The 13,121-nt window shown below is 38.1% G+C and carries 9 protein-coding genes; all 9 read right to left on the bottom strand.

The window, feature by feature from the left end; all coding sequences use genetic code 11:
• Nucleotides 1–1,028 precede the first annotated feature (1,028 nt).
• Entirely contained in the window at nucleotides 1,029–2,483 is a 1,455-nt protein-coding gene (locus C3B52_RS16745; RefSeq protein WP_103107538.1) for a hypothetical protein, read from the bottom strand.
• Nucleotides 2,484–2,490: 7 nt separating this feature from the next.
• Nucleotides 2,491–3,123, bottom strand: coding sequence for an SLATT domain-containing protein (locus tag C3B52_RS16740; protein WP_103107537.1), 633 nt, complete (start codon nucleotides 3,121–3,123; stop codon nucleotides 2,491–2,493).
• 304 nt (nucleotides 3,124–3,427) lie between these two features.
• Complete coding sequence (istB, locus tag C3B52_RS16735) at nucleotides 3,428–4,108, bottom strand: IS21-like element helper ATPase IstB (protein ID WP_103107536.1); 681 nt, start codon at nucleotides 4,106–4,108, stop codon at nucleotides 3,428–3,430.
• Between the two features lie 21 nt (nucleotides 4,109–4,129).
• Complete coding sequence (locus C3B52_RS36490) at nucleotides 4,130–4,345, bottom strand: hypothetical protein (RefSeq protein WP_164684818.1); 216 nt, start codon at nucleotides 4,343–4,345, stop codon at nucleotides 4,130–4,132.
• Nucleotides 4,346–4,562: 217 nt separating this feature from the next.
• Nucleotides 4,563–5,549, bottom strand: a complete 987-nt coding sequence (locus C3B52_RS16730; RefSeq protein WP_103107535.1) for a hypothetical protein — start codon at nucleotides 5,547–5,549, stop codon at nucleotides 4,563–4,565.
• A 318-nt stretch (nucleotides 5,550–5,867) separates the two neighbouring features.
• A complete protein-coding gene (locus C3B52_RS16725) occupies nucleotides 5,868–7,556 on the bottom strand; it encodes a UvrD-helicase domain-containing protein (protein WP_103107534.1) in 1,689 nt (562 codons plus the stop codon).
• Entirely contained in the window at nucleotides 7,541–9,607 is a 2,067-nt protein-coding gene (locus C3B52_RS16720; protein ID WP_103107533.1) for an ATP-dependent nuclease, read from the bottom strand. The genes C3B52_RS16725 and C3B52_RS16720 overlap by 16 nt, the downstream gene beginning before the upstream one ends.
• Before the next feature lie 535 nt (nucleotides 9,608–10,142).
• On the bottom strand, nucleotides 10,143–10,523 hold the full coding sequence (locus C3B52_RS16715; RefSeq protein WP_103107532.1) for a cytidine deaminase family protein: 381 nt from the start codon (nucleotides 10,521–10,523) through the stop codon (nucleotides 10,143–10,145).
• A 297-nt stretch (nucleotides 10,524–10,820) separates the two neighbouring features.
• Nucleotides 10,821–13,097, bottom strand: coding sequence for an ATP-binding cassette domain-containing protein (locus tag C3B52_RS16710; protein WP_103107531.1), 2,277 nt, complete (start codon nucleotides 13,095–13,097; stop codon nucleotides 10,821–10,823).
• Nucleotides 13,098–13,121: the final 24 nt, after the last annotated feature.

Here is a 13,121-nt window from a genome sequence, read left to right as displayed (position 1 = left end):
CGATTTAAGCAGAGTTTAAAACACTCGTGATCATGAAAAAGTTACCCACCCAACGGGTGGTAATATTTTGCCATGGTGGTCAATTTTTTGATGAGCACGGTGGTCAACTTTTTAGTTGACATTCACATGTTCCAGGCCATTTCTTGACAAAAACATAGCAACAAGATTAAGTGTAAGTCCAAATCTGTACTTGTTTGTGTCACTGTCTGGCGAAATACACGTACTTCTATAACTGTCGAGTAAAAGCTTACGTAAATATATCTATGTACTTGAGTAATTCCAATAAAGATGGGACTATTACAATTAAATAGAAAGTTAGCATGAATTTTTACTTTTTCAGTTTCAGTTCATAAAACAGCCATTTCATGAACTGAAATAAATTATATATTCGGCTATCGTAATTAAATTCTGTTGAACTTTTCCCACTCTTTCTATGTGGACATCAAATCCTTCTCTTTTATTTTACTTCTAACTCATTGATGAGAATTTCAGAAAGTGCTTTTCTTTTTCTCTTACCTTGTTCTCATATGCAAACTACTCCTCTTCTCTTCCCAAAAGTTCCTCTTCTAGGAGACCCGAAGGGTCACCTCCGTTATGAGTTCGTTTGCGTATTAGATTCATTAAACCAAATACTTAATTGCAACAACTGTCGGATTTAGTTGAACATATACTTCACATATTCCTGTGAGTTGAAAAATTTCAGGGAATGATCCAACATTCAAAGGATTATCAAACTCACTCTTTCCGAATTCAATTCATTAATTATCGTTGGCGCTGGTAACGCACGATTCAAATTGCGGTGGAATTGGCTTCAGATGCTTAGGTTACCAGCGCGACACGACTTCCGTTGTTTTTAACCTGCAAACCCTTTTAGGCAAGGGTTGTCCACTTCTGAGGCACTACGGTAACTGATGACACGGCTTTTGGCTAGCCATCGTGTGTAGAACTGGTTGGTAGCAATACTTTCCGTATACTTAGAATATTGCTTGAACGTTGGAATCAATGGGAAGTGCTCCTGGGCATACATTTTAATAATTATCCAAAACAAATGTTTCAAGAAATTCAACATATCCTGGATTTACCTTCTCAATTTTATAAAGTAGTTTTTTATTTTTAAGGCCACTCTGAAATAAATATGAAACCGCAACCAACGTATCTCTAAAAGTAAAAATGTCATTACGAAATAAATAATTTAAGATAGTCTTTATTTTCTTTCCATTATCTATTACAACCTTTTCTTTTTCCAAAAATCTATAAACCATAATATATAAAATTGTAAATTGTGAGGGATTAAACAGTATATACTTCCAGTTTCTAATTAATTTCTTTAAATTCTTTTTGTCCATGTCCTTCCATTTTCTAGAGAAAATAATATTGTTTAATACCTTGTTTTCATCTTCTCCTTTTATTGATATGTATTCCTTTATTAATCTCTTGTACTCTACTAGATCTATCCCATTTTCTTTTTCTAATTTACATAATTCTTGAACTAGAAATAGTAGGTTACCTTCCTCAATAACTTCCATCGCTCTTTCTTCGACTAATTTTTCACTTGTAAATGATGAAGTGCTCTCATCATAACCATAATCTGATAAGAACAACTCATATCCATTTTGATACTGTTCGGGAGTCAATATTTTAGTCTTTGAAGTATTCAAAACAAGTGAATCTTCCCAAAGATAGTAACTAATTACATTCAGAACATTATTAAATTTACTCTTATCTTCTCCCTGATCTAAATCAACTATATACATATCATCAACAAAACGAAGTAGCCAAAAATTCTCTCTTTCCAATATCTCTTGAATCTTCAAATCAAATTCTACTAAATAGAACTGAGATAAAATTGATGATGCTATTGAATAGTGAAGCTGCGGGAGACTATCAAAACCACAAAAGTTAAAAAAGTACTCCAAATCATCAATTATTTTTTTGTTTCCTAATAGTTTTCTTAATTTAAGTATCAAATCATTAATTCTTATTGAATTAAAAAAATCTTGAATGTCAATTTTTAGTACAGAATTACCAAAGTAGCTTTCTCTTTCCTTTTGAAATGATTTATAACTCTCGTTGTACATCGCATATTTATCTATATCTTCCTTTGACGGATCTAAATCAAGAAAACCAGAATAAAAAAGACTCATCCTCTCTCTGGAAAAATCAAGATTAAAGTTATTTTTTAAAAACAAACGTGATAACTGAAAAACCAAATATGTGTAATATGTGTAATACAACGGATTAATAAGGTACATTTTTCTTGGTGTGAAGTAGTCACTTTTGTATACAAAATCTCTTACTTTACATGGATCATAAAGTCTACAGAATTCTTCTACTGGTTCGCTTAATATTTTTAGAATTTTTTCCTTATCATATCTTCTTAAACAGGATGCATTCGAAATTGTCTGCGGGTTATACTTTTTAGTTGTAGACATTTTAATAACATAATCATACGCAAGCTCAATTAATTTTTCTTTGTTTTTCATTAAAAGATCACTCCAACATTAGGAGAATTATTGAAAGAAGAGGCACTACCCATATTAGATGAATATTTATATTTAATATAATGTTGTCAACGGTAAAGTCACGGACTTTTATTAGTTTGTCTTTGTCTATGCCATAGACACTTTTCGCATTATCTACTGGGTCATGGTTTTCATTATTTTTGAGAACAGTTTGATATTCGTGCATTATAGTATTAAAGTGGTTTAGCATCTTTTTTTCATCAGGTGTATTCTCTTGGCTATTTTTCAGTATTAATAACTCTTTTAATCTTAAAATTAAGTCCTCAATATCCAAATGATGATAGTGGACTCTCAAAGCTCTCTCATTATAATTAAGTTCATTAATATAATATTGTATTAATATCACATAAATTGAGAATACTCCCGAAAGTACACTGAACATAGTACCATCAAACTTTGGATTTATGTCCTTACCGCCTAGAGACAACACAACAAAAATTACTGCCTCTATATTTAAAGCAAAAAATATTGATTTCCATTTTTCGCCGTAGGATTTTAAACGAATACTCATTTGAATCCTATTATTCCTAGTCTTATTAAGCGTTTTAATTTTTTTATCTATTTCAGAATAAATATCAATATCCGTATAAATTTTTTCCAAAATTATCTCCCCCAAAACTAATTGTACTAGGTTTGGTCCTAATTTCCTATATGTATGTGCTTAGAAGTAGTTCTATAGGAAGCATGAGGCTATTAATCCGATTAACATCACTGATGATAAGGCTCGGCGTATTGTGTATCTGTATAACGTATAGAGCAGATTGAAGTGCGATTTGATTTGTGGTAAACGAACCTCACGACGTAGGACGAGCACAGATTGTGTCCGGCAGATTCCTGTGTTTTGCAAGTAGAAAATGCTCAGTTTTGCAGCCAAAATTGCCTAAGCACTTGCCAGGGGTTTGAAACTAAACAGGAATCCTATCCACAGCCTGCTTGAAGCGGAAACTCTCACCCGTGAATGAAAGGATATGAGCGTGGTGCACCAGGCGATCAACGAGCGCCGACGTGAGCATCGTGTCTCCAAACACCGACATCCATTGGCCAAACTCTAGGTTGGATGTAACGATTACACTCTGTTGCTCATAGCAATCTGCAATCACGTTAAACAATAACTCAGATCCGGTTTGGCTGAACGGCACGTAGCCGACTTCATCAAGGATGAGTAAATCTATCTTTTTCAATTTCTCTCGAAATCGGCTGAGTGTCTCGGCTGCAAATTTTTCCTGAAGCACAGAGAACAAATCGGAAGCTCGGAAGAACTGTACCGCCTTGCCCCGGCGACAAGCCTCCACGCCAAGTACCGTTGCCATATGGGTTTTTCCTGTGACTAAGGCACCCATTAAGAGTAAATTCTCTTTTCGTTCGAGCCAATTTAATTCCCGGAGAAGCTCTGGACTACTGCCATTCGGGAAAGAGATATGCTCATACACGTACCCCTCGAATGTCTTAATACGGGGGAACCCTGCCTGTTGGACAAGCTTTCCCAGCTTGGCACGACGGCGACCGTCCAGTTCCGCAACAAGGATTTGCTCCACAATGCCGGTGCGAATCTGCTGATTCGATACATACTCAACGACATGTGCCAATCGCCCAAGTCTGTCGGCAACTCAGATCACCCCCACAAGTTGATCATAGCGGTGGAGGGAACCTTCTGTGCGAGTTCCCGGAGGGGACAGTGTCTCCTCCCACATCACAGGAAGATCGCGGATGCGGTATTTCACGCCTAGCACGGCCGTGATGCGCGTAACCGTTGTGTCTTGGCCTAGTAGAGCTATTGCCTCCTGAATTTGTTCGATGGTGTAAATGTTACACCAATGCGACAATGCCTAGAGACGATCTTTCCGTTGCGTCAAACCCTTTACGGTCGCATACCCCTGCAAGATCTCTGGAAGCATAATTTGTTCTCCACGTGCCCCTTCGCAAAAACGCCGGAAACCTTCGGTTAATTGCCGTTCGCTTTGCTTCTCGATATGAACGACAGCAGCGGAAATGCTTGAGTTATCAGATTGATAAATCTTTGTAAAAGCCTTCGATAATGCTTTAATTCAAAATCTTACTTATATTTTCTTCTCCAATTTGTATTAATTCATTCAATATATCATTAGTGATAACTGGCTTAACACGATTGGAGACAATCTTTTGATATTCACTGTGAATTTTAAGTCCTTTGTCTTTACCAAAACACTCAACAAACGGGTTTTTATTTACCTCATGTGTAGTTGCAAAAATTTTCTTTAAATCCTTATCCATTGTACAAAACAAGAAAACTTCATTTGTTTGGTTATCATTCCAATACAAGGTACTCCAAAAAGATAGGTAAGTTAAATCCCATGCTTGATTTCTACATTTCTTTAATACTTCATCGAAATGTTTACTGCTAATCTGTTTAATTTTTCGTGAAAACAGTAGGCACGCATAAACTAAGGTGTATTGACAAAACAATAAGTTATCATTGTTCCAGGTAATGAACTCTATCAGCTTTTCAGTACTTTTTAGTTCTTGCTTTGCTAATAGAAAAGTTAAATGTAGCATTTCAGCATAGTGCATTTTGTAATGATCGCTCTCAACATTAAATTTATATGATTCCAAGTCTTTAGAAAGTTTGATCTGTGGTATAGTTCCTCTAATCCCCAAAGCAAGATCTAGCCACTGAAGAGGAGAATAAAAATTAAATATCTCAAGAAATATATTATTCTCTTTACTAGCCTTCAAATCATCATTTAAATTGTAAGCATATTCATTAAGTGCAATTCCTGCAGTAATTCTCACTCCATTAAATTCAGCCCAAAACATAATGCTTCCTATTACTTTTAGGAGATAGCGATCATTAAGAGTACCTTGTAGACACAAATCAATCAGCTTAGTGAGGATGTTTCTATCTAAGATTAGAATATAATCTCTACCGTAGTAATTAGTGAAATCAGGAATTCCTTTTGGAGAAATTCTAGGATGGAATATTAGTTGGTTTTGGAGAAGGAACATCGTTACTTCTTTAACATGTTGTTCAGATATCCTAATGATCTTCATATCTTCTCCTCAATATATTTGGTAATATTCATTTTGCCGAATAGGTCCCTGCATCCATGCCGGCCGATACAGTTGTATGAGAAAAGCGGTTAGTGACTTTTTTACTGTTTCACAATCTGGCAATCTGGCTTTTACCAGACAAGGTTTGTTGGGTTGTAATTCATTTGTTTAGTTTAGTAGACTGGTGCAAACTTATAAATATTCTTTTCTACCCTTTGCTATATTAAGGCCATTAATAATATCAACTTTCTAATAAGAAAAAGCCAATAGTTGCTTGCAATACATTATTCATCTTACTGTTACCTAACCTAGTTAGACTTATAATTTTTTAATTAAGCAAATATCTTCTAGCTTTTTTATAGCTACCTCAGAAATCTCAGGAACACAAATAAATAAATTCTGCACCGCTCTACTACTAGCTACATAGTAAACTCTGTGGTCTTCATTTCCATGAATATCGGGGTTAAGGAGGAAGCCTAAATCTCGTTCCTCATTGTATTTGTAACCATCTTTACCTTTTACTATTACTAGTACATTATCAAATTCGCTACCCTTTGCTTTATGAATTGTACGATGCAAACTATTATCCTCCGCTATTTTTACATGCAGAGAAATATTCGAATATAATGTGTTTTTGTAATAGTTCTCTGTATCCGATGGAGGTTTTCCGTTCCTACTTTCTCTTATTTTTGTAAGTTGGAAGTATCCTAAAGCTAATACTTTTTCGTACAGTATCCATAGAGAATCATTGCAATATTCCTGGTAATCATTCAGCATTGTCTTAATAACAATTAATGAGGTTTTTTGACCATTATAATTGTCTGTCATTTTCAAATGCCTACTTAATTCTTTAACAGCTTCTTTATAGTGAGAAAGCCTAGCGTACTCAATAGCTTTTATTATTGAAATAAATATTTTTCTCCTGTCGTTGTTGGAATCTATATATGTTTCATCAATGGGCAACCATTTTTGTCCACCATTTTCCTCCAAATTGTTTCTTACGGAATTAGCCATAAGATTCGAATAAGATAGGGTAGTAACTGATCCTCCACTCACTAGTTCCTGCGCATGCTTTAGTGCCTGTAATGGCTTTCCTATAAGAATTACTGGTAGATCACCGGATTTCTTCTGTGGACTTTTTTGAACGAGGTCTTTCCTAATTGCATTTAATAATTCGATTATTTTTTCAGAACTTCGATGGTTATCCTCAATTTTGTAAGAAATAATACCAGGTAGCATAAAATCATTAAATTGCTTTACGTCTGCTCCCTGAAATTCATAAATGGATTGTGCTTTATCACCAATGACACCTGCAATTACTTCTTTACTGGCAATTAGTTTAATTATTTCAGTTTGAACTGGATTTGTATCTTGAAATTCATCGATAAAAAAGTAAGGGAATTTGGAACGAATTATCCGACAAGTGTCGGGAAATTTATTTAGAATTTCCCACGCAAAGGAAAGAACATCTTCATAATGTATTATTCCTTTTTCCCAAAAAAATCCTTTGTATTTTAGTAAACGATTGTGGTGATCACTTTTCCTTCCTTTTATATGCAATTTACAGAGTTCACCATCAATAAACCAAAAAATTCTTTTCAATTCCTGTTCTTTAACATTTTTCATTCCGAGATCAGTCCTACTAAAATAACCTTTCGATACAATGTGCTCATATGGGGAATCTACTTTCATAACGTTAATGTCATATTTATCACTGATCAAATACAAGTAGGGTTTCACAATATGAGCAAAAAGAAAACTATGAATAGTGCTAACTTCTACATGATCTGTTTCATCTCCAAGTCTTTTTAAAATAGTTTCAACTCCAATATTAGTGTAAGTGATACAAGCAATTTTTCTATTGCGTCCTAGACGCTTTGAATTATGGAGAACATTTTTTATATGATTTATTAAAAACTTCGTTTTGCCAGCACCTGGCCCGGCAGATACTTTAAAGTGGTGTTCTATGTCTATCTTCGAATTAGAGGTGATTAACTGCATATCCATTTTATCGCTTCCTTTATGTAATCTGGAACCGTAAACCCAGCGGTATTGCCTACTCGGAGGTTTTCTTCTAATGCTTTAGATAATTCGTAGGCATTATCTCCTTTTTTAATCGAATTTAAATACCTCGAAGCAATTAAATGTTCTCGGCTATCAGAGCCTAGGTACATTTCTATACTTTGAATGATTCTGTTATTTTCCTTCCCTCTTTTACCCAACAAACTAATCATTTCGTCAAGCGTTTTTCCTTGCTGATAATAATCGAATAAGCTGCTAAGCTCTTTAGAGTTTGATATAGAGTCCGTCAAAATTAACTTACATTCCGGATTGGTGTAAGCCATTGTGTACTCAAACGTCTTGCCTTGTCCTTTTTCTTGTGAAAAACAAGCTATATTTATACCTTTACTTTTTTTGTTGGGATCAACGATATACTTATCAACGATATCATTGGAACAAGGTTTGTAAATGTAATAACTCTTATCTAAATCAAGCTCATAGGGGTAACATTTTTCAAAACTTTCCCCATTCTTATTTTCTTTTCTAACTGGATCAAGGTCTGTTATACACACAACCTTTTTATGTATTGTATGCTCATGAGTTGAGTCAAAAAGCTTTAGAAAGTGCTCAAAATACCGTCCACCTATGTTGATGACCGATATGTGGTTACTTTCTAAATCGAACCCTTCATACTGAGCAAATAAAGACATATTTAATTGCTCTGTGATTCCCTCAACAAGAATTACACCTTTAGCAAATAACATGTCTGACTTTGTGGAATCCAAGAATCTTTGAACATACGCCTTTGATTTTAAATCATCACCAAAAGCTCTGCCTAAATATCCGATGTTCAAAGTATTATCATCATTTCTATGAAAACAGATTATCTCATCCAAATTAACTGCTGATGTAATATTGGGAGAATGGGTTGAAACAAAAACTTGTCTGGCCTTGTCTTTTACATTTTCTTTTAGAAACTTCAGGAATTTATACTGCATAGCAGGATGTAAGTGAGCTTCAGGCTCTTCAATAGCCAAGATTGGAAAGACTTTAGCATTACTTCCAAGATAATCACCTGAAGCATCTTTCTGCATTTTTGCTAAAAGAAGTGACATGAAAATTAAATTATTATATCCAAGTCCATTATGAGTTGCTGGTATTGTAATTCCTGTCTGATACTTAACTATTAATCTCAGCGCCGAATACAACTCAGAATCCAATATATGTCCATCAAAATCTGGCTCTGCATTACCAAATGATGCTCCAGTATCATTTGCGTAACTGAGCATCTCTTTTTTTCCTTGCGACATCCTTCTTTTTAACATCGTTATTAACTCAGATGCACTTACAGAGAATTCCTTCCTTAATTCAGATATTTCTTTTTGCTGTGTAGCTTTGTCCTTTGCTTTATCATTCTTTATTTCGTAATCCATAAAGAAATCAATAACTTCACGCAATAATGTATTCTTTCCAGTAAACAGATCCCTTTCAACGTCCCTAATCGCATCCAAAAACTGAAAATCTATCTTTTTTAAATTTTCTGGGTCTGCAGTATGTTTGTAATCAGGATTTCCCCCATAAATATTACTCTTATATTTCCTTAAAAAATTATGTTTTATAGTTAACCAATAGTCCTCGATATCATCAGATAGTAATTCAGACATAATATTTTTATACTCTGCTTCTTCTTTTTCAGGTAGATAGAATACATACGTCAATTGTGCCTGATAAGGACTTTTTAGATCAGTCAACCATGTAGAAACTGTTACTAAGTCCTCAGAAAACTCTGCTTCATTTTCTGATTCTGAAAAATTTATGCTAATTGATACCTTAGGAGACTTTGCCTTCAGTTCCTCTATACTTACTTCTTTATTGAAATCATCTATGGATAATTTTTGAGACGCTCCAAAATTTAAAACTAGATCCAATGCTTTAAATAAGTTTGATTTTCCGGAATTGTTATGGCCGATTACTATATTAATTCCCTCATTAAATTCTATTATGTTATTCGCACCTTTAAAACGATAATTCTGTATGTTTATTTGTGAAATGTACATACACATCCCCCTTTACAGTTAGATCTACTTTCAAAATTACCTATGAGTGCGATAATTATTTAGGATTCCTTTCTTTTGTTTCACTTTCCAAAGAAAATCACCATTTACAAACACTGTATAATTCTTAGATCCTATCCATTTAACGATCTCCTCGTACTCGGGACTCTCTCTACATTAATTACTTAGTTCGACATATTATACTAATTACCTACTTTTTCTTTCGACAGTACAGGGATTTTTTACTAATAAATTTTTGCTTTCAAATCTAAAAAACACAAACGGTAAAGTACAAAGAAAATATTAAATTAATGTCGTTGATCTGAAACATTTTCTGAAGAGGTCTGTTTCCTCGGCAAAACTCTGCACTAAAACAACACAAAAATAAAGTGGTAGACTGGTCTCTTTGTTATTTCACTATCGAACCGGTCGTAATTTGACACTTTTACTAGACTATTGATGTGGCATGAAAAAGAGACTCTTGGCAACGACTCCAAGAGCCTCTTTAAAGCTTTGCGGTGTTCAATAGATTCCTGGCTTATTTACGCCAATCATGCGGCAACAGTTCTTTCAGCGTGACAATCACACCATCATCCACCATGACTTCAGCGCTTAAGTTCTCATCATTTAATTGACTAATAAATTCACGACACCGTCCACATGGTGGCATGATGTTCCCATTGCTTCCGACTGCAATCATTTTTACTACCCGATTTTCTCCTTGCGTTATAATCGTTGCAGCAGCAGTATGTTCTGCGCAAAATCCTAGCGAACATGCAGTATCGATGCAAACCCCTGTATATATTGTGCCGCTTTCAGACAGTATCGCTGCACCAACGCCCCCAGCGCTCGCATATTCCGATAGCTTTCGTGGATTGATAACAGCATTTGCCTTGCTGTAGAGTTCAGAAAACGTCATCTTTTTCAGCTCCCTCTTGTTTTCGTACAATTCAACTATTTGCTATTTATTAAAATACAAACAGCACGTTTCGTACTAATTCTTTCACAATCGTGATCATATTCCTTTGGTCAGTCCAAACGTCAATTGAAATTCAATATGCAGCGTATCCTACAGAGCTACGCCAAATAGACTTAATCTTTTGTTCCCCATTGGGGTGTCCTCTTCTGTTTCCTTTTTCTTATTGGGGGAGACTGGGCGGATACAGATAAAGACATTGTCGACGTTTCGAAATAGGGTCCGTTGCAACGTACCCCGTCATAAAGACGCTTCCTGGCCGGTTTCTGCCTTGCGCAAATACGCCCCCGTTATCGAATGCTCGGCAGCGGCAAGCTGGACAGGAGTGCCTTCGAATACAATTCGCCCTCCCCTTTGGCCGCCCTCGGGACCCATGTCAATGATCCAGTCCGCGCTCTTGATCACATCCATGTTGTGTTCAATGACCACCACGGTGTTCCCCCCGTCGACCAAGCGGTTCATAATGTCCAGCAGACGAGAGATATCGGACATATGCAATCCGGTTGTCGGCTCGTCCATGACATAGAGACTACCTTCCTTGTGAAGTTCCCCTGCCAGCTTGATGCGCTGGCATTCCCCACCCGACAAGGTACTCAGAGGCTGGCCCAGCGTTACGTATCCGAGTCCCACATCCTCAAGCGTCCGCATTTGCCGGAGCAGTTCCTTCCCGCTGAAGAACGCCGAAGCTTCCCGCACCGTCATGGCTAGGACGTCGCTGATGGATTTTCCGTTCAGTTTATACTGTAGCACTTCATCGCTGAACCGCTTGCCCGCGCATATTTCACATGTTGTTCTTACCGGCTCGAGAAAGGCCAAATCCGTATAGATCATTCCAAGACCTTGACAGTTAGGACAGGCTCCCTTGGAGTTGAAGCTGAACAGGGAAGCGCTCACCTTGTTGGCTGCTGCGAACTGTCGGCGGATCTCGTCCATCATCCCCGTGTAGGTAGCTGGATTGGAACGGATGGACGTGCCCACGGCCCTCTGATCAATGACTATCGCTTCCGGATGCGACGGCAGGAATACTCCGTTAATCAGCGTACTTTTGCCTGAGCCGGCTACTCCCGTTACCACAGTTAGGACACCGACGGGTATATCGACTGTGACATCCTTCAGATTGTTCAGGCTGGCGCCAGCTACGGTCATCCGACCCTTGGGCACCCTGGTTGAAGTTTTCAAGGGCAGACTTTGCTTCAAGTACCGTCCTGTCAAGGTATTCGCGCTGAGTAAGCCAGTATAGTCGCCTTCGTAGACGATCTCTCCGCCGCGGGTTCCCGCATGAGGTCCAACATCGATGATGTAATCGGCGATCTCCATGACTTCGCGGTCATGTTCGACGACAAGTACGGTATTCCCTTTGTCCCGGAGCTGACAAAGCATACCATTCAGACGATGGACATCCCGCGGATGCAGTCCGACGCTCGGTTCATCGAAAATGTAGATCATGTCGGTAAGACTGCTGCTCAGATGTCGGATCATCTTGATGCGCTGTGACTCCCCGCCCGACAAAGTTGCCGTAGGACGATCCAGACTCAGATACTCCAGCCCGATGGACACCAGATGGTTCAACCTGATCAGAATCCCGTCAATCATCGGACCGGCAACGGGATCACCGATACCTTCAATCATGCGTATTAGATCACCAATCTCCATCGCTGCACATTCGGCAATATTGTATCCATTAATCCGGCAACCCAAGGCCGCTTGATTAAGCCGGCTCCCCCCGCAAAGGGTACACTCGTTATAGGATAGAAAGCGGTCAAGGGTTTCGCGTTTGGCATCTGACATCTCGCTGCTGTCCCTCTTTACATACAGGCGGGTGAGCTTGGGCAGCAGACCTTCATAATCCGATTCGATATCGCCGCCCTTGGTACGGTATACGATCTTGCTTTCTTTGCCGTGGAGGAGGGTATCCCATTCTGCCGGCGTATAGTCGACAAGCCGCTTGTCGTTGTCGAACAAGCCGGAATGGGTATACGAATTCAAGTACCAGCTGCCCACTTTAAATACGGGGAACAGAATTGCGCCTTCATTCAGGGATTTGGACCTGTCGAGAAGCTTGTCCACATCAAACTGAACCACCTGTCCGACTCCGGAGCATTCCAGGCACATGCCGGCCGGTTCGTTAAACGAAAAAACATGAGAAGAGCCTACAAAAGGCTTGCCGATTCTGGAGAACAGCAGGCGCAGCATCGCATAAATATCCGTGATTGTGCCAACCGTCGAACGGGAGTTGCCGCCGAGCCTTTTCTGATCGATCACAACTGCTGTAGACAAGTTCTCGATGAGATCGGCATCCGGCTGACTAAACCGGGGTATCCGATTGCGGATGAATGCGGAAAACGTCTCGTTAAGCTGCCTCTGAGCTTCGGCGCTGATGGTGTCGAAGACCAGGGAAGATTTGCCCGAGCCCGAGACGCCGGTGAAGATCGTGATTTTTCGCTTCGGGATACGGACATTCACGTTTTTCAGGTTATTCTCGCGTGCTCCTTCAATTACGATATCATGGCCGTTCATAGACTCCACCTCGGATCTCTATTT

Origin of the sequence: Brevibacillus reuszeri, from assembly GCF_002897295.1 — a bacterium.
GTDB classification, from domain to species: Bacteria; Bacillota; Bacilli; order Brevibacillales; family Brevibacillaceae; genus Brevibacillus; species Brevibacillus reuszeri_A.
Note: the sequence above shows the minus strand (reverse complement) of the source record. Positions and strands in the feature narration are given on the sequence as shown.